This window comes from Cyclobacterium sp., from assembly GCF_014762705.1.
Taxonomy (GTDB): Bacteria; Bacteroidota; Bacteroidia; order Cytophagales; family Cyclobacteriaceae; genus Cyclobacterium.
This window is the reverse complement of the sequence record NZ_JABURL010000099.1, coordinates 1-18,730: the sequence shown is the minus strand read 5'-3', so window position 1 is coordinate 18,730 and position 18,730 is coordinate 1. Positions and strand designations below refer to the sequence as shown.

The 18,730-nt window shown below is 43.7% G+C and carries 15 protein-coding genes; 6 read left to right on the top strand and 9 right to left on the bottom strand.

Annotation, left to right across the window (positions count from 1 at the left end; genetic code table 11):
- Together HUJ21_RS19855 and HUJ21_RS19850 are read left to right on the top strand one after the other, a co-directional pair.
- On the top strand, nt 1–1,024 hold a 1,024-nt coding region (locus tag HUJ21_RS19855; RefSeq protein WP_291372267.1), incomplete at its 5' end, for a GntG family PLP-dependent aldolase.
- A gap of 34 nt (nt 1,025–1,058) precedes the next feature.
- Complete coding sequence (locus tag HUJ21_RS19850) at nt 1,059–2,321, top strand: replication-associated recombination protein A (protein WP_291372266.1); 1,263 nt, start codon at nt 1,059–1,061, stop codon at nt 2,319–2,321.
- Here the strand turns inward: HUJ21_RS19850 and HUJ21_RS19845 are convergent.
- A complete protein-coding gene (locus HUJ21_RS19845; protein ID WP_291372265.1) occupies nt 2,318–2,758 on the bottom strand; it encodes a hypothetical protein in 441 nt (146 codons plus the stop codon). The genes HUJ21_RS19850 and HUJ21_RS19845 overlap by 4 nt on opposite strands.
- 110 nt (nt 2,759–2,868) lie before the next feature.
- Between HUJ21_RS19845 and HUJ21_RS19840 the strand changes: the two genes are divergently transcribed.
- Nucleotides 2,869–3,441, top strand: a complete 573-nt coding sequence (locus HUJ21_RS19840; RefSeq protein WP_291372263.1) for a TlpA disulfide reductase family protein — start codon at nt 2,869–2,871, stop codon at nt 3,439–3,441.
- Nucleotides 3,442–4,072: 631 nt separating this feature from the next.
- Here HUJ21_RS19840 and HUJ21_RS19835 read toward each other — a convergent pair.
- The 3 genes from HUJ21_RS19835 to proB form a co-directional block, all read right to left on the bottom strand.
- On the bottom strand, nt 4,073–4,633 hold the full coding sequence (locus HUJ21_RS19835) for a fasciclin domain-containing protein (RefSeq protein WP_366483755.1): 561 nt from the start codon (nt 4,631–4,633) through the stop codon (nt 4,073–4,075).
- 702 nt (nt 4,634–5,335) lie between these two features.
- Nucleotides 5,336–6,586 carry a glutamate-5-semialdehyde dehydrogenase gene (locus HUJ21_RS19830; protein ID WP_291372261.1) on the bottom strand — a complete coding sequence of 417 codons (1,251 nt, stop codon included), beginning with the start codon at nt 6,584–6,586 and terminating at the stop codon, nt 5,336–5,338.
- 27 nt (nt 6,587–6,613) lie between these two features.
- The gene (gene proB, locus HUJ21_RS19825) at nt 6,614–7,699 is read right to left on the bottom strand and encodes a glutamate 5-kinase (protein WP_291372260.1); all 1,086 of its coding nucleotides are present in this window, start codon (nt 7,697–7,699) and stop codon (nt 6,614–6,616) included.
- Between the two features lie 163 nt (nt 7,700–7,862).
- Here proB and HUJ21_RS19820 point away from each other — a divergent pair, with 163 nt between their 5' ends.
- On the top strand, nt 7,863–9,221 hold the full coding sequence (locus tag HUJ21_RS19820) for an alanine/glycine:cation symporter family protein (protein WP_291372258.1): 1,359 nt from the start codon (nt 7,863–7,865) through the stop codon (nt 9,219–9,221).
- The gene (locus tag HUJ21_RS19815) at nt 9,218–10,312 is read left to right on the top strand and encodes a glycerate kinase (RefSeq protein WP_291372256.1); all 1,095 of its coding nucleotides are present in this window, start codon (nt 9,218–9,220) and stop codon (nt 10,310–10,312) included. Before HUJ21_RS19820 ends, HUJ21_RS19815 begins: the two co-directional genes overlap by 4 nt.
- Before the next feature lie 548 nt (nt 10,313–10,860).
- On the opposite strand, the gene HUJ21_RS19810 is transcribed toward HUJ21_RS19815, so the two are convergent.
- Nucleotides 10,861–11,574 carry a response regulator gene (locus tag HUJ21_RS19810; RefSeq protein WP_291372255.1) on the bottom strand — a complete coding sequence of 238 codons (714 nt, stop codon included), beginning with the start codon at nt 11,572–11,574 and terminating at the stop codon, nt 10,861–10,863.
- Entirely contained in the window at nt 11,571–13,529 is a 1,959-nt protein-coding gene (locus HUJ21_RS19805) for a histidine kinase dimerization/phosphoacceptor domain -containing protein (RefSeq protein WP_291372254.1), read from the bottom strand. The genes HUJ21_RS19810 and HUJ21_RS19805 overlap by 4 nt, the downstream gene beginning before the upstream one ends.
- A 425-nt stretch (nt 13,530–13,954) precedes the next feature.
- On the opposite strand from HUJ21_RS19805, the gene HUJ21_RS19800 reads away from it, so the two are divergent.
- A complete protein-coding gene (locus HUJ21_RS19800; protein WP_291372253.1) occupies nt 13,955–16,585 on the top strand; it encodes a histidine kinase N-terminal 7TM domain-containing protein in 2,631 nt (876 codons plus the stop codon).
- A gap of 40 nt (nt 16,586–16,625) precedes the next feature.
- Here HUJ21_RS19800 and HUJ21_RS19795 read toward each other — a convergent pair whose 3' ends face one another.
- The 3 genes from HUJ21_RS19795 to HUJ21_RS19785 all read right to left on the bottom strand — a co-directional run bounded on the left by HUJ21_RS19795 (nt 16,626) and on the right by HUJ21_RS19785 (nt 18,495).
- Entirely contained in the window at nt 16,626–16,946 is a 321-nt protein-coding gene (locus HUJ21_RS19795; RefSeq protein WP_166150993.1) for a 2Fe-2S iron-sulfur cluster-binding protein, read from the bottom strand.
- Nucleotides 16,947–16,961: 15 nt separating this feature from the next.
- On the bottom strand, nt 16,962–17,966 hold the full coding sequence (locus tag HUJ21_RS19790) for an NAD(P)/FAD-dependent oxidoreductase (RefSeq protein ID WP_166150995.1): 1,005 nt from the start codon (nt 17,964–17,966) through the stop codon (nt 16,962–16,964).
- A 94-nt stretch (nt 17,967–18,060) separates the two neighbouring features.
- Nucleotides 18,061–18,495, bottom strand: a complete 435-nt coding sequence (locus HUJ21_RS19785) for a MarR family transcriptional regulator (protein ID WP_166150997.1) — start codon at nt 18,493–18,495, stop codon at nt 18,061–18,063.
- Between the last annotated feature and the right edge of the window lie 235 nt (nt 18,496–18,730).

Sequence of the window (18,730 nt, the reverse complement as noted above, 5' to 3'; positions counted from 1 at the left end):
GGTCATAGACCTTCGCAGTGATACCCTTACCCTGCCTACCCGGGAAATGAAAGAAGCCATGATGATGGCCAGCCTGGGGGATGATGTGTTTGGAGAAGACCCTACGGTACGGCAGTTGGAAGGCAAGCTGGCAGGGATTTTCGGTATGGAGGCCGGCTTGTTTTGTCCATCCGGCACCATGACCAATCAAATCGCCATCCGCCTGCATACCCGACCGCAAACCGAGGTGATTTGCCATAAAAATTCCCACATTTACCTGTATGAGGGAGGAGGGATCATGTCCAACAGCCATGCCTCTGTAAGGCTGCTGGAAGGGGAATTCGGAAAACTTGAAGCAGAAGCCATCCGGCAAGCCATCAATCCGGATGATGACCATGCTCCTGAGACTGCTCTGGTATCCCTGGAAAACACCATGAACAAGGGAGGGGGCAGTGTATACCTGTTGGAGGAGATAAGGCCTATCCGGCAGCTCTGCAAAGAGACCGGCTTGAAATTGCATCTGGACGGAGCAAGAATATTCAATGCCCTGATTCATTCCGGTGAAAGGGCACACGATTGGGGCAAGATGTTTGATACCATTTCCATCTGCTTGAGTAAAGGACTTGGATGTCCTGTGGGATCTGTTTTGCTGGGCAGTCACCAGGATATAAAAAGGGCCAGAAAAATAAGAAAAGCATTGGGTGGAGGCATGAGGCAGGCGGGAATGCTGGCCGCTGCAGGAATATATGCCCTGGACCACCATGTAAGCCGGCTTGAAGAAGACCACGAAAGGGCCAAGGAAATCGCCCGCATAATGGAACAAATCCCAAATGTTAAGCGTACTTTGCCGGTGGCTACCAATATTGTCATCGCTCAATTGGAAAAGATCAGTCCGGAATCCTTCTTGGAGAAACTGGCAGAAAAAAAGATCAGGGCGGTAAAGTTTGGCGCAGACCAAATCCGGATGGTCTCCCATCTGGACATTGATGACCGGCATCTGGAAACCATGGAAGAACGGCTTTCCAATTGGAAAATGACACTTTAAAATTTCCCCATTCCACAAAAAGCATTGATTGATAATGGACCAAACCCCACTTGCAGAAAGGATGCGACCGGTACGGTTGGAAGAACTGATTGGTCAGAAACATCTCTCGGGACCCCAAACCTTCTTGTTTAAAGCCATCCGCTCCGGATCTGTGCCTTCCCTGATTTTATGGGGTCCACCCGGTGTGGGCAAAACCACCATTGCCAATATCATCGCCAATGAGGTCAAAGCACCTTTTTATACCCTTAGTGCCATCAGCTCCGGTGTAAAGGATATCCGTGAAGTGATCCAAAAGGCCCGTTTTCAGCAGGGAGTGGTGCTTTTTATCGATGAAATTCACCGGTTCAACAAGTCGCAGCAAGATGCCCTGCTGGGAGCTGTGGAAAAGGGCACCATTCGTTTGATAGGAGCTACCACGGAAAATCCTTCTTTTGAAGTCAATGCCGCACTGTTGTCGCGCTGCCAGATTTTTACCTTAAACCCCCTTGGCAGAAAAGAGCTGGAAGCCATGATGCTGCAGGCCCTGGAAAAGGATGTGGTGCTGAAAAAGAAAAATGTAATCCTTAAGGAGACCGATGCCCTGCTGCGGATCTCGGGAGGTGATGGGCGGAAGTTGCTGAATCTGCTGGAAATCGTAATTGACAGTTTCAAAGAAGAGGATATTGTCATTGAAAATGAGCGGGTCATGCAGGTAGCCCAACAAAAAGTGGCCCTGTATGACAAGTCAGGCGAACAGCACTATGATATCATATCGGCTTTTATCAAGTCTATAAGGGGATCGGATCCCAATGCTGCTGTCTACTGGCTTGCCAGGATGATTGAGGGTGGGGAGGATGTGAAGTTTATTGCCCGCCGATTGCTGATTCTGGCCTCCGAAGATATTGGAAATGCCAATCCCAATGCCCTGCTATTGGCCACCAATTGTTTTCAGGCTGTCAATATCATCGGTTACCCCGAAGCCAGGATCATTTTATCCCAGTGTGTTACCTACCTGGCTTCCTCTCCCAAAAGTAATGCGAGCTATATGGCCATCAATCAGGCACAGGCATTGGTAAGGCAGGAAGGCGATCTCCCGGTGCCGCTACACCTGCGCAATGCCCCAACAAAATTAATGAAGGACCTGAACTATGGCAAGGCTTATCAGTATGCCCATGATTTTGAAAATAATTTTGTCCTGCAGGAATACCTGCCGGACAAAATCAAACATACCAAGCTTTATGATCCCGGTGCCAATGCACGGGAAAACGACTTGAGAAAACAATTGAGGCAATTGTGGGGTAAGAAATACGGCTATTAATCGGCTTTGCTAAAAGTATAGCGCAAGCCAATCAAGGCCCTGAAAGTAAAATCAAAAGCATACATCGGGGTGCCCTCCATTACAACCGCAAACTGCCGGTGGGCGGCTATGGGCTTGAAGCTAAGCCCTACAGGCAGGCCAAACCTGCCATCATCAAATTCCGTATAACCCAGCATCAATCCGGCATGCGCATTGTACCAATCTGTTTGTTTGAGGTTATACTGTCCCATAACTTCCAGACCAATAAAAGGATTGACCACATCACCAGCCAGAATGCGCGCCTCTCCGAAAATTTGTTTTTCCGGATTGGTGCCCAGTCCAATATGGTTTAGGATTCCTCCCTGGTACACACCGACATGCATCTGGGCATTAACGCTGGTTGTTCCTGCAAAAATTAACAGTATAAAAAAGCAAAATAATAAGGTAAGGTTTTTCATAAGACTTTTTTTGACAAAATTAAAGAAAACTTTCGTTATTCATAGTCTTGTGTGTAAAGTCACTGGAATGTATACTAAAAAAAAGTAGTTTTGTGAAAATTTAAAATTCTATGAACTGGAAAAAGGAAGTAAAAAGTTGGGGCATCATGCTGGGTATTTTTGCCTTTTTGTATTTTACCGGACTGATCACGCCTATTGTGGGAGGGTTGCAATCGATGGTATTATCCACAGGTCTGATCAAGCCTAAGGTGCTTTTGGAAAACAAGGAAAAGGAAGCTTTTGACTATACGGGACAGTTTTTGGACGAATATGGGGATCGTGTTGGCCTTTCTCAGTTTCGGGGCAAAACCCTGTTTATTAACCTCTGGGCTACCTGGTGTCCTCCCTGCAGGGCGGAAATGCCCCATATTTCCGATTTGTACGATAAATTAAAGGATGAGGGTCAGGTAGAATTTCTGATGATAGCACTGGATGATGATTTCAGTAAAAGTATTCAATTTGTTGAAGACAAGGAATTTTCCTTTCCGGTTATCCATGCTGCCTATGGGCTGAATCCCTCCCTGCAAAGCCAGGCCATTCCCACCACATTGGTGGTCAGTCCGGAAGGGGAAATTGTTTTTTACCAGGAAGGCATGAGTAATTTTAATAATCAGGAGTTTCAGGATTTTCTTTTGGGCCTCTAAACAATCCCGATTTTACCCCGATAAGTATCGTCCGTCCCTACGGGACTTAAGGAAGGTTAGATTTCCCGTAACCGTAGGTTAAAACCTACGGTTACTAAATAGCTCGTGCCTACGGCACTGGTTTTAATGTACAACAATGAATCTTTTCTTTGTAATTTTTGCGGCATTTCAGAAATGCTGGAAAAGTATTTCCATTGTAAATTCAACACCATCTAAAGCTCCCTAGGAGCGGCCGATTTGGTAACCAGGGAGTTTAGCCCTTGGATTCTCCTCTACCCAAAGCTCCGTAGGAGCGATCGATCTGGAAACCATGGGGTTCAGCCCATGGATTTCAACACTATCTAAAGCTCCGTAGGAGCGGCTGATTTAGTAACCATGGGTTTTAGCCCATGGATTAGGATCCAACCAAGCTATCAAAAGTGCCGTAGGCACGGCCGATATACTACCCCGGTAAGTTCTGAGTCACTAAAGAAACCTGCTAGAGAACCAATCTTTTCGCCCCTACCCAAAGCTCCGTAGTAGCGGGGGATTAATTTTATAAAAAAAAGCAGGTCCTTCGACCTGCCTTTAAACTAAACCAACACTTTGTGAAAAAAGGCATTTACTTCCTCTACGAAATTTTTTCTGCTTTTTAGTCCATAACGGTAATGCTTCCTTCCATGGCCCCATGCACCGTACAGCGGTAGCCTGCGATTACTGCGGCGAGTTCTTCGGTCAGGGTGAAACTAATATTCGCTCCATCCACTTCAAAACCAACAGTTGCATCGGCTTCAAAGGATCCATTTTCGCTGCCTTCGGCCAGTAAAATGTTCCCATCCGCATCCCTGAAGTCCAGTGGATGACTTGCTCCGCCATTGTTGACAAAGGTGTACCTCAACCCGGTCTGTAAACCAATGGCCGCATTATTTTCATCCAGGGTTCCGGTAGCACCATCGCCATCAATAGATGCGATGATATAGGCAGAGGCACCTACATTGTTCAGGGTAATGGTAGCACTTGATGTAGCATCGTCTGCTGCTGGCAGGATTACCTGATCAATGGCGTGGATGACTCCTTTTTCAGCATGAATGTTTAAAGAGGAGGAAATCAATCCGGATTCATTAATGCTCAGATTGGCCAGATCTACATTTAAAATTTCACCTTCCAATAAAGTAGGTAATTCGGCACCATCTCTCAGGTCCTGTGACCGCAGGAAAAAGCTAAAAGAAGTGTCGATGCAAACAAGAGACTGCCTGCCGTTTTTTGTATTTTTTTAATGATATAGTTCATGGAATAAATAATATTTGGTCTGAAAAAGTAACCAACCCATGCTGGAATAGTTATAGAAATTTAATCATAAGTAATATATTAGGTATGAAGCACCAAAAATGTATAATGGGTGTGACTATTCCTCGGGAAGCCACTAATCACGAATCCTGTGTACGCTCAGAATTGTAAACCCTGAAAACCAGGGTTCGACATGGCAAATATCGGACAGCCCTGCTCCTCGGGATTTGTAATCCCTGAACGGGTCTGGTCTCTTTTTTTGGTCACAAGACACAAAGAACGCGAAGGGTTTAATTGGTTAACTGGTTAATTGATTTTGGAAACCGGGTTTTTGGGTTTTGAGGGATTCGGAGTTAGTAGGTGGGGTTGTTAAGGGTTAAGGGTGGGCCAAAAATCCAAGGGGTTTTTGGGGAGGCTATCGTTTAACCCTTAACAACCAGGGTTCTACCTAAAAAAGGGCCCGATTCCAAACAGCAACTTTGATTCCATCAGCCCCTTTCCAGCCTTTTTAACCATTAACTCCTCCAAACCCCTCTTCGTTTTTTGCGTTCTTTGCGACTCCCTTTTTATCCGGATTCGGTATTGATAAGGTCGAACAGCAGGTAAACCATAGGGTTTTCTCCATATTTTATGGCCTGATCTGACCTTGACCCCTGATCAGCCATTTGTAGGAACACATTTCTTCCAGTGCCATGGGGCCCCGGGCATGTAGTTTTTGGGTACTGATACCGATTTCTGCTCCCAGGCCAAACTGTGCCCCATCTGTAAATGCCGTAGAAGCATTGGCATACACAGCCGCTGCATCCACAGCCTGGAGAAATAGGTCAATGGTCTTTTCATCGGTAGCCAGGATGGCCTCACTGTGTTTGCTGCTATATTTGGCAATATGATTCAGGGCTTCCTCCAGTCCACTTACGGTTTTGATGGCCAGGGTAAGCGAGAGAAATTCCGTTCCAAAATGTTTTTCTTCAGCATGTTGCAGCAGTGTGTCCGGGTAGTTTTTATCCAGGGCTTCATAGGCTGCCTCGTCTGCAAATATTTTTACTTCCTTATTGGCCAGTGGTTTGCATATGGCTTCCAGGTCCTTTAACCGGCTTTGGTGAATCAACAGGCAATCCAGGGCATTACAAACACTGACTCGCCGCGTTTTGGCATTGAAGATGATTTGGGTTCCCTTTTCCAGGTCTGCCGACTTGTCAAAGTAGGTGTGGACAATTCCTGCACCGGTTTCAATGACTGGAACTTTTGCATTGTCCCGGACAAAGTCAATCAAGCCCTGACTGCCCCTGGGTATAATCACATCCACCAGGCCAACGGCCTCAAGCAGAGCTTTGGTAGCTTCCCTTCCGGCAGGCAGCAGATTGACGACATGGGGATCAACTTTATTTTTATTCAAAACCTTATGGATGACTTCAACGATCTGGGCATTGGAGGCATAGGCATCCGAGCCGCCTTTCAGGATCAGTGCATTCCCGGTTTTAAGACAGAGGCTGAAAACGTCAAAGGTTACATTGGGACGGGACTCGTAGATGATCCCGATGACCCCAATGGGCACCCTGGTTTTTTTGAGTTCCAATCCATTGGACAGCCGCTTTTCAGCCAGAACTGTTCCCAAAGGAGAGTCCAGTTTGGCCACGTTGATGATGTCTTCCGCAATGTTTTCTATCCGTTCTTCGGTTAGTTTCAGCCGGTCATATTTGGGATCGGAAGGATCCATGCGGTCCAGATCTTCCTGATTGGCATCCAATATTTCCGGGGTATATTTAATGGCGGCCATGGCCAGGTCATCCAGTATTTTGTTGATTTTTCCTTCAGGTAGCAAAGATAGTTTCCTGCTGGCATCCCGCGCTTGTTGAAAGATGTGTTCCTGGTTTTTCATAAGAAGCATTTGGCTTGCGGACAATTTTTAATTCAATTCTGAAATGTAAAGGTAATCATAATGCACCAATGGTTTTTGTCCGCCCAAACCGATTTTGTCTCGGGCAGTGGCAGCGCCATATTCCGCCTTTCCCAGACCGATTCTTTTGCCGGAGGTATCCATGATCCGGACAATGTCCCCCTTAAGGAAATCTCCGTTGATCGCATGTATGCCTACTGGCAGTAAGCTGGTGATTTTTTCGGAAAGTAAAGCCCTTTTAGCGCCTTCATTGATGATGATTTCTCCCTTGGAATAATTGTCGCTATGGGCAATCCATTTTTTATGGTTGTGCTTTGATTTTCCGGGTTCAAAATAGGTGCATTTCAGGTCTTTGTTGTAGTAGGCAATCAGCACATTGTCCTTTTTTCCATTGGCAATCAGCACTTCAATTCCCAAATCAGCTGATTTTTTGGCCATGGTCATTTTTGTCAACATACCGCCCCGGCCAAAAGAGGACTTATGGGTGGAAATGTATTGGCTGAGATCGGGCATTTTTTGTCCCACATGGAGGATGAGTTCAGATTCCGGATCTGAAGGATGTCCTTTGAAAATGCCATCCACATTGGTAAGCAAGATCAGGCTGTCGGCATCCACCATGGCTGCAACCAGGCCGGCCAGCTCATCATTGTCGGTAAACATCAATTCTGTAACTGCCACGGCATCGTTTTCGTTGATTACCGGCACAATATGGTTTTTGAGCAGGCCCTGCAGGCAGTTTTTCATGTTCAGGTAATGGGTGCGGTCCCTGAAATCCTCCCGGGTGACCATCAGTTGGGCGATGGGGTGGCCTTTACCGGAAAACAATTCCTTATAGGCACGGATAAGGTCAATCTGCCCAATGGCCGCCCATACCTGCTTTCTGGAAACGGCATCTGTTTTTGGGGAGAGCGGCTGGGATTTTCTACCGAAAGCTACCGCTCCGGAGCTTACCAGGACCACCTTCAGGCCTTTTTCCAGCAGGAATACGACCTGGTCCACCAATGTGCTCATCCGCTGCAGGTCAGGACTGCCATTGGCCATGGTCAGCACATTTGAACCGATTTTAATGACTAGTGTCTGGGTAGTAGAGGGCATAGGTGCTGGTTTAAGCGGATTTCCTGCAAAAATAACAAGCTTTGGGGAAATAGACTACTATATATAGCCCATTTATCAGATTGGTTCGAGGGTATTTACAGATTTAATCCTTACTTTGTGGGGGTTATTATAGAGCAATCGTCAGCTAAAAAAATTTTTGAAATTGGGAGATTTAATCATTGAGTTTAGTAATTGGATTTGGGGTACTCCATTGTTAGTCCTGTTGATGGGTGGAGGTTTTTTTATGTTACTTTATTCTGGTTTTATTCCATTCAGAGGTCTGAAGCATGCTATGAAAGTAGTGGGGGGCAAATACGATGATCCCAATGCTTCGGGTGATATTACTTCATTGCAGGCATTGTCTTCGGCCATAGCGGCCACGGTAGGCCTGGGCAATATCAGTGGAGTGGCTTTGGCCATTGGTACCGGCGGCCCGGGAGCTATTTTCTGGATGTGGGTATCTGCATTTGTGGGGATGGCTACAAAATTCTTTACCTGTACCCTGGCCATCATGTACCGGGGAAAGGATTCATCCGGGCATGTACAGGGTGGCCCCATGTATGTGATAGAGGAGGGGATGGGAAAGAAATGGCGCTTTCTTTCTGTTATTTTCTGTGTGGCAGGGATCATGGGACTTTTGGCCATATTTCAGGCCAACCAATTAACGGCGGTAATCAGGGTGGTCATGTTGCAGCCATTTGATCTGGATTGGGGGCAGCCTTCCCGTTGGATCATAGGCATCACTGTAATGTTATTGGTAGCAATGGTCATTCTGGGAGGTATCCAAAGGATAGCCAAGGTGGCTTCCAGATTGGTGCCGTTCATGGTTACCATGTATTTTGTTTGTGTATTCATTATATTATTCAAGAATTTAGGTGAGGTGCCCTCCATGTTAATGGTGATCTTGGAAGACGCTTTTACCGGAAACGCTGTATTGGGAGGTGCTCTGGGTCAGGTCATTATCATTGGTGCCAGAAGGGCGGCATTTTCCAATGAAGCAGGAATAGGTACTGCCCCAATGGTTCATGGGGCTTCCAAAACCAGTGAGCCTGTCCGGGAAGGTTTGATTGCCATGCTGGGGCCGTTTATCGATACCATTGTGGTCTGTTCCCTTACAGCATTGGTGATTCTGGTTACCGGGGTATGGAAAACCGGGGAAAAAGATGGGGTGCTGTTGACCTTGTCAGCTTTTGAGCAGGGTTTGCCCGGTATTGGCAAATACCTGCTGATGGCAGCCGTATTGATCTTTGCGCTCTCTACCATGTTTACTTATTCTTATTACGGGCACAAATGTTTCAATTACCTGTTTGGGGCAGATAAAGCAGATTACTACAATTACTTTTACCTGATCACCATTGTGGCAGGTGCTGTTACATCGCTGAGTGTGGTCATGAGTTTTGTGGATGGCATGTATGCGGTCATGGCCTTTCCCACCATGATTTCGGCCATCTACCTGTCTCCAAAGGTGGTGGCAGCAACCAGGGATTATTTTGAAAGAATGAAAATAATGGATAAAAAATGAAATGGCTGGTAGCACCCAATGCATTTAAGGGCACATTGCTGGCAGAAGAGGCCGCTGCCACCATCAAGAAAGTGATCCTGGACTTGCATCCCAGAGACCAGGTGGATACCTGTCCTATTGCCGATGGTGGCGATGGTACTTGTTTTTTGCTGAGCCAGCAATTGGGCCTGGACATTATCCCGGTCACAGCATGTGATCCTTTGGGCAGGCCTGTGAAGGGTTTTTTTGGCTTCGACGAGGCTTCCCGGGCCGCATTCCTGGATGTGTCCACCGTTTCCGGTATCAAGTGGCTGGCAGATCATGAAAGAGATCCCTGGACAGCAAGTTCCTATGGTACAGGGGAGCTGATCCAAAAGGCCCTGGGCCTTGGGGCGGAAAAAATCATTCTGGGACTGGGGGGAAGTGCCAGTGTTGATATGGGAACCGGTATTTTACAGGCCCTGGGGGTTCAGTTTCTAGATGCAAAAGGAAGGGAATTGTCGCAATTCAGCCCAGGGTTTTTGGATAAAATCAGGCATATTCAGATAGGAAGAAAACTTCCTGAGGTTTCTTTTACCTGCTTATGTGATGTAAGCAATACCTTCTTTGGCACATCTGGTGCCATCCCGGTATTTGGTCCTCAAAAGGGCTTGCTTTTAGCAGATCATCAAAAATTTTTAACCGCTTCTCAAAACCTTTTTAATTTGTTCCAAAAGAAATGCAAATGGGAACTGCAGGATCAGCCCTGTTTTGGAGCGGCGGGGGGAATTGCTTTGGGCTTAAGTGCTTTTTTCCCTACCGAAATGAAACAAGGGGCCAGGTATTTTTTTGACAAAACCCGGGTAGAAGAACGGATGTTGGCCGCAGATATCGTAATTACCGGAGAAGGAAAGTTTGACACCCAATCCGCTCATGGAAAAGGCAGTTTTGAATTGTTGCAAATGGCCAAAAAAATGGGGAGGCCGATTTGGCTGGTTTCTGCGGGGAATGAGGGAGAGCAAATAGGTTTTGATAAGGTGTTGCGGTTGCCAGACCTGGATTTCAATTCCCCGGAGCTGATGGAAAAGGCCAGGGAGAATTTAAGGGATACCATTTTGAAGGGTTTGGACTAGTATGGTTTTTTGACAATTGCATTACCGGTCCAGGATAAATCTGGATTGAAATTCTGAGCATGTTTACATTATGCGGATTTCAAATCCCCAAAATCTGTCCCCGGGAATTTAAATCCAAATGAGCAGGTAAGCCTCGCAGGGATTAAAAATAACATAAACAGCTGCTATAAGGTATTGATTTTCTTCAATAAGTTTAACGTTGGCGTAATTTAAACTGTTTTTCATATAAAGTACAGCTCCCGAAGAAATTAAAAAAAGGAGACCTATGATTTAAATATGCAAAGAGGGCTGGGCCGACAAAAAACCGGGGTGCGCAGAAGGCTTGTGGGGGGAAGGATTTTTTTGTCTTGATTTTTTGGTACTTTTTGATCAATCAAAAAGTGCAATAAAAACAATCATAAATTTAAAAAAAATAATTTTCACCCAGCCATTACCTATAAAATATAAAAAAATAATATTCTCAAATCTAAAAAATAACATTTCTTCTTCGTGATTTTTTCATTTTTTAAATGTAAGCCTCGCAGGGATTAAAAAAACATAAACAGCTGCTATAAGGTATTGATTTTCTTCAATAAACCTTGTTTAAACTGCTTGCTCACAGGCAACGTTTTTTTATTGATTTCAACAAAACCATCCCCAACAGCTTCAATTTTAGGGATATTGACCAGATAGGACCGGTGAATGCGGATAAAGCGATGAGCGGGAAGTTTGTTGGCCAGCACTTTCAGCGGAGAAACTACCAGTATTGTCTGCTCCCTGCTGTGGATTTTTGCATAATTTCTTTCTGCCTCCAGGTAATATATATCCTCATAAAGCACCTTTACCAGTTTGTTGTGATTCCTGATGAAAATACTTTCTTCATTAAATGTTGCAGGCCTTGCCTTCTCATTATTATAATTGAGTTGTGCCATGACCAACTCCAATGTTCTTTCCAGTTCCTGGTAGCGGAAGGGTTTAGAAATAAAGGCAAAAGGGTGGGTTTTTTTGGCTTTTTTAAAATGAGCCTCATCATTGTTGCCGGTAAGGAAAATAACAGTGGTATCATTGACCTCCTGTATCCTGCTAATGGTTTCAATACCGTCCATTCCTCCTCCCAAACCGATGTCTACCAACAAAATATCAGGTCGAAATTGGTGAAAATGCTGTATGGCTTCTTCTCCATTGTTTTTGATACCGGTTACCTCATAACCAGACTTTTTGAGATTTTGAGCCAAATCCGCAGCCAGAATCAAATCATCTTCAATGATCATCATTTTTATCATGCGTAAACCGTTTGTGGTGCTGTTTGAAAGGTCAACAGGAAGTATGTTCCCGTATGGTTATGGTTTATTTTTTTTATTTCCCCATTGAGCTGGCTGCTTAGCAACTGAATCAGCTGGGCACCGAAACCTGCCGGGCTATCCGGATTCTTTTCTCTGAATCCTACCCCATCGTCCCTGTAATGCAGTTTTAAGGTGTGATTTATTTTTTCCAGTTGAATGGTTATTTGACCTGAAGCTGCTTTCGGGAAGGCATACTTCAGGGAATTGGTGATCAATTCGTTTACGATCAGTCCTATGGGGATGGCCTTCACAATATCCAATTCCATGGGCTTCATATCACAGGTCAGTTTTACCTTATTTCCGGCACCAAAACTGTAGACGATTTCCTCTCCCAATTTGGAAAAATAATCTTTCATTTCTATACAGGCAAGGTTTTTTCCCTGGTATAACTTTTGGTGAACCAAGCCCATGCTTTGCACCCTGTTCTGGCTTTCAAGCATGATTTGCAGCATTTGTGGGTCTTTTATACGGGTCGATTGAAGGGAAAGCAAACTACTTACTACCTGAAGGTTATTTTTGATACGGTGATGTGTTTCCCTAACCAAAAAACTTTTTTCTTTATTCTGAATTTCCAACAAGTGGTTTTTCTTTTTGATTATCCTGTAACCCCGAAAAAGTACCAGGATGAATACAAACAGGAGTATACTTCCAACATACCAATAGGTGGCTTTCTTTTTCTGTTGAGCAAGGTCAATGGATTGCTGCTTTATGGTATTTTCTTTTTGAGCCAGCTCCAGGGCAGATTTTAAGGTAGCTGTTTTCTGTTCAGTTTCTTTATTGAAAATGGTTTGATTTAATGTATGGTAGGTCTTATAGGCAGACAAAGCCTTATCGCTATTCCCCAGCTTTTCATAGGTATTACTTAGGTTTTCATAAACCTTGCTTAAAAAAAAATGGTCCCCAAAATCCTCTCCTGCTACTTCTATGCTGTTTATCAAATAACTTTCGGCATCCCTGAAATTTCCCATTGCATAGGTTACTTCCCCCAGTCCGAGTAAAGCCCTCATCTGCATAAAATCGTTGTCAAGTAATTCGGCATAGTACAAAGCGTTGTTTCCCGCCTTTTTTGCCGCCAGGAAGTCATTTTTATGGATGTAAAGGGTTACCAGTGAAATGTAAGCATCACTGAGGTTATTGTAAAAACCAAACTTTTCTCCCATGGCAATGCTTTCCAGGAAATGACTTTCTGCCTTGTCTGTCTGAGACAAGGCCAGGTAATTGTTTCCCAGGACGTAATGGGTAAAGTCAAAATCTAAATCATCAATCCCTCTTTTTCGGAACAATTCCAGGGATTTGAGTCCATAGATTAATCCGCTTTCGTACTTTTCCTGCTTCCAAAACAAATAACTGATGTCGCTATAAGCCATTGCCTGGGCTTTAAGGTCGCCTGTGGCAATGCCCAAATCCAGGGTTTTTTTTGCCCAGTCAAAGGCTTTGCCCAGATCACCCCGGCGCTCATAAACATATCCCAGGTTGGTGTACAATAACCAGAGGTCATTTGGGTTGACTTTATTCTGAGCAGACTTGAGGTAGATTTCTGCCTGATCCGGTTCATCCATTCTCAATAGAATGGCACCTTTGACCAACTGAAACCTGCCTTCCCAAACCTTGTTTTTTGCCTTTGTGCTTTCTTCCAGCCCCTGATCCGTAAAAGCCAAAGCCCGGTTGAGATTCCTGGTATGTGTATAATACCCCAGGTCCCATAGTACCTTCCACCGGAGGCTGTCCGGCTGCAATGGCTGAAGCGATAAATGCTGCAATTCATCCAGATACTCCTGTGCAAAATCAGGAGGATAAGAAAATACGGGTTTGTATGTTGTTGAATTCTGGCCACACACAATTCCTGGTAAAAAACAATACCAAATAAACCCAGGGAGAATGAGCAAAAATTTCATACAATAAATATAATAAAAAACAGCTAACAACCGACTTTTCGATATTGCCTGGTATAGCGTTTTTTACTATTTATGGGGGATTGGGAAACAAAAGTCTGCTGCCCGGACAAAAATTCAACCTATTGGGCAAACAAGTCTTGTTTGCAGAAGGCATAATGGTTTACTTTAAACCTGAATACAATCCTACAAAAACAATAAAGATTAAGGTTTTTAACAAAATAAAAGCAGCCTCCCTTGGAGGCTGTTTTTATTTTTACCCTTCTTTTTTTTTAAACAACTTTTTATACATTGTAAGGCTCTTTTTGTTTATGATAAAATTTATAAATTCAGCCATCATATGACCATATCGGGTAAATAATTATTAATAAAGTACCATATGTGTTTTTATTCTTCTATATTACTTCTCAATAAGAAGTTTTTTTACTATGCTTTCGTATTCAGAATATCCCTTATTGTTTTTCGTTCTGATGGCTGTTGCTATCGTTCCTGTTTTGTTTCCACTTCTGATCAGAAAAGAGAAACAACAAAGGGTATTCAGGTATTTCATTGGATTGATGCTGGCTTGTTTTGCCTATTCATTTTCCTATTTTTTGGAATTGACCCTGCCTGCTGTTTCATTAAAAATACTAATGGTCAAAGCGCAATACCTGGGGGCGGTGTTTTTTGCGCCCCTGGTCATTTTGTTTACCCTTGCGTATACCCGAAAAAGTCAGTGGATTTCCAATAAATTGATTTTTTCCTTGTTTTTTCTTCCTGTTCTGAATTTAATCGCTGTATGGACCAATGAATGGCACCAGTTGTTTTATACTTCTTTTATTACTGCCAACAACGGTCATTTTCAAGTGATGCAAACAGGGAAGGGCTTATTTTATTGGATACACCAAGGCTACACGCTGATTTTATTGTTTGTCAGTCTTGGTTTGCTGATTAAAAGAGTCAGGGAAATCCCTCCAACTGATTCAAGACAAGTGATCATGGTCATCCTGGGTTTATGCAGTCCTTTATTGTTGTATATTTATTATTTAGTGGGAAACATTCCTTTTCTTCTGGATCCTATTCCTTTTGGTTTCCTGGGAACAAGTGTTTTTTTTTATTTTGGACTAAAAAAATTCAACCTTTTTAAAATTGTGCCCATTGCCTATCACACCCTTTTTAATAATATGCAGGAAGGTGTACTGGTTTTGGATAGCAACGAAAACCTGGCAACCTTAAACCTGTCAGCGGCAAAAATGATTGGTATTAGCAAAGTTGATGAAAAAAGGGCCATTTTGGAAATAGAGAAAAACTGGCCTGAAATAAAGGAGCTATTTACGGGTCAGAATGACTTTCAGGTTTGTGAAATAAAAAGGAGGGTGGATGGATTTACCCACTGGTACCTGCTTACCAAATCTCTGATTAAGGATGAAAATAACAAGGTTGCCGGTACCCTGCTTGTGATTAGGGAAATTACCCAACAAAAGAATTTTCAAATGGAAATAGAGCGGTCAAGGGAAGCTGCTGAGGAGGCCAATCGGGCAAAGAGCGAGTTTTTGGCCAATATGAGTCATGAAATCAGGACCCCATTAAACGGGGTCATAGGCTTTACCGAATTACTGACCAAAACCAAATTGAACGAGCAGCAACTGAGATATGCTCAGACTGCCCTGAATTCAGCCAATACCTTACTGGGGTTGATCAATGATGTGCTGGACCTGGCCAAAATTGAGTCAGGTAAAACTGATCTTCATCCCGAAAATGTCCCCCTACATGAGCTACTTGAAAATATCCTGGACGTTTTAAGTTTTCAGGCCCACCATAAGGGTCTGGAGTTGATTTTGGACCTGGGGTCTAATGTGCCTGCTGTTATAGAAACAGATGAACTTAAACTCAGACAGGTATTGATAAACTTGCTCAACAATGCTTTGAAATTTACCGAGGCAGGTGAGGTATTGTTGAAAGTGGAATGGAAGGAAAATGTAGAAGAAAGCGATAGGGGTAACATTCGGTTTTCTATTATCGATTCAGGTGTAGGTATTGCGGAGGAAAAACAGGAATTGATTTTTGAGGCTTTTTCTCAGGCAGATTCTTCCACAACCAAGAAATTTGGTGGAACAGGCCTTGGGCTGACCATTTCCAATAAACTGCTCAAACTGATGCAAAGTAAGATACAGATAAGGAGCGAGGTAGGTATAGGGAGCTGTTTTTATTTTGACTTGATGGTGCCCTATAAAAAAAGTACTGAGAAAAAGATAAGGGGGTTTTCTCAGGTATTGATTATTGACGGGAATGAAAATTCAGGCAGGTCAATTGAAAAATACTGTATGAATTTCGGGTTGAAAACCATTGTCGTTGCTTCAGTAAATGATTCATTTACCCTACTTGAGAAAAACAGGGATATATCAGTGGTATTGCTGAACCATAAGATATTGGGCAAAAACAGTGTGGCTGCCATGGAGCAAATGATGCGCATTGCCAGTCCTTCAAAAAATAAAGTTGAATTCGTGGCGGTGGTAGGCAGCAACGACAGGGAAGAAACGATCAAATCCTATGAAGGGATCGGCTGTAGCTGGGTGTTGGACAAACCTGTGACACCAGGTAAAATAAAGGCATTGTTTACCAAAATCCTGGCCATAGAGCTTAAGCCCAAAGCATCTCGTCCTATTGCCAAAAAACCCGCAGAAATTCCTCACCGTGGTTTCAAGCTGCTGCTGGCAGAAGACAATGCGGTAAACCGGATGTTGGTAAAAATTCATTTTGAAAGATTGAGTCCCGGTGCCAGGGTGCTGGAGGCTGAAGAAGGAAGACAGGCAATGGCTATTTTTCTGAAAGAAAAACCAGATCTGGTTATTACGGACATTCATATGCCTGGAATGAATGGATATGAATTGTTGAAGGCCATAAGGGAAACACCTCATGGGAAAAACATACCGGTTATAGGTTTTACCGCCAATGCCATCATCAGGGAAAAGACGGTTACACCGGACCATGACTTTGATGCATATCTCACCAAACCAGTGAAACAGGATAAATTCCGCGAGGTGGTGAGCAACTGCCTATTCAAAAATAAAGCGGAATAAAAAAAGGGAACAACCGCTGGGCTGTTCCCCTCATTGATTTTTAATTGTCTTCTCCCCTTAGCTTGATGACTGCCCCATCCAATTCTTCACTTATCCTGATTTGGCAAGCCAGTCTGCTGGTTGGAAAAAACTCCGGAAGTGCTTCCAATTGATCCAATTCAACATCAGTGGCTTCCCCCAGGCTTGTTTTTCCGGACAAAACCTCTATGTGGCATGTGGCGCAAAGTGCCATGCCCCCACAGGTTGCCAATACTGGATATTCGGATGCTTTTAAAACCTCCATCAGACTGAGCCCCATGTCATCAGGGGCCTCAATATCCTGGCGATTGCCTTCCAGGTCTTCTACAGTGAATGTTACCATTTGCTAAAAATACGATTAAAATGAATTGACTCCGTTTACAGTGGTATATTTAAAACTCAGTTTTTTATCGGGGTACACATATTTGAAGGCCGACTGCATCATGATTGCGGCCTCATGAAATCCGCATAGGATCAGCTTCAATTTACCAGGGTAGGTGTTGATGTCCCCAATGGCGTAAATTCTTTCTACTCCGGTAGAATAATCCCTGGTATCCACTTCTATGGCATTTCTATCCACCGTCAAACCCCAGTCTGCAATGGGTCCAAGCTTGGGGCTAAGACCAAAAAGAGGGATGAGGTAATCGGTATCAATCTTGATCTTTGCTTTGGCTTTATCTTCCAAAAGAACCGATGCCAGGTGTCCATTTCCTCCCAGTTCTTTCAGGTTGGCAGATAAAATCAAATCTATTTTCCCTTCATTGGCCAGGTCAAATACCTTGGAGGCAGAGTCCGGTGCTCCTCTGAATGTTTCATTCCTGTGTACCAAAGTCACCCGCTGGGCCACATCGGAAAGGTAAATGGCCCAATCAAGGGCTGAATCACCTCCACCTGCCAGAATCACTCTTTTATCCCGAAACTGCTCGGGATTTTTAACCATATAAGCTACCCCCTTACCTTCGAAAGTTTCTAAATTTTCCAGTACGGGCTTTCTGGGTTCAAAACATCCCAAACCTCCGGCAATGACCACAACCTGAGCATGAATCTGCGTTTTGTCATTGGTGGTCAGAATATAAGACCCATCGGTTTGTTTACTTAGATGGTCTACCCGTTCTCCCAGCGAAAAGGTTGGAGTGAAGGGTTTGATTTGATCCATGAGCTTATCTACCAACTCCTGGGCCTTTACCTCAGGATAACCCGGAATATCATAGATGGGCTTTTGGGGATAAATTTCCGAAAGCTGACCCCCTACCTGTGGCAAGGCATCTATCAAATGGCAGCGCATTTTCAATAAACCGGCTTCAAATACGGCAAACAAGCCTACCGGGCCTGCTCCTATAATACAAATGTCAGTAGTAATCATGGTATTATTCGATTTTTATGGTTGAACCCCATGAGGATTCGATTGTTTGTACAAATATAGTTAGTATAACAACTATTATAAATAATTGGCGATATTATTCTTCCAGGTTGCTGTATATGGTGTTAAGAATCCGCTTGAATTCATGAAAATCTTTTTCATTTAAATTTTCCCAGGCCTTTTGCCTGATCAGCGCTATTTGAGGCTTTAATTCCGCTACCTTTTCTTTGCCTTGCGGGGTCAGGTGAAGCTGGTAACTCCTCCTGTCCTCCGGATGCTGGATCCGCTCCACATACCTTTTTTTACAAAGGATGTCCACAATCCTGGTCAATGTGGGATGATCTTTGAAAACAAGATGCGCCAGTTCTGTTTGACTGAGCTTCTCCTGTGCATCCAGATTTTTCATGACCAGCCACTGATCTACCGTGATGTCAAATTCCTTTACCTTAAACTTTTGCTGGGCATATTGTTTGACCTTCCTTGCGGTCCTGTCCAGCAGAAAGGAATACCTGCTAAATTGCTCGTATGTCATGCCAATTATTAGTACGACAAATATAAATATTATTTTTCAACAATATCCAACAAAGCCTATAAAAATTATAGGCTTTGTTGATTAATTCTTTCCGGCTTTTTCCATAGCGATTTTGGCCAAGTGCGGGTTTAGTTTTATTTTCAACAAATAACAATCGCCGGTAAGTTGCAAAAATCCTTTATAATCATTTGATTATTAGAAAGATAAATACAATAAGTTTTGCGCTGTAGATTTT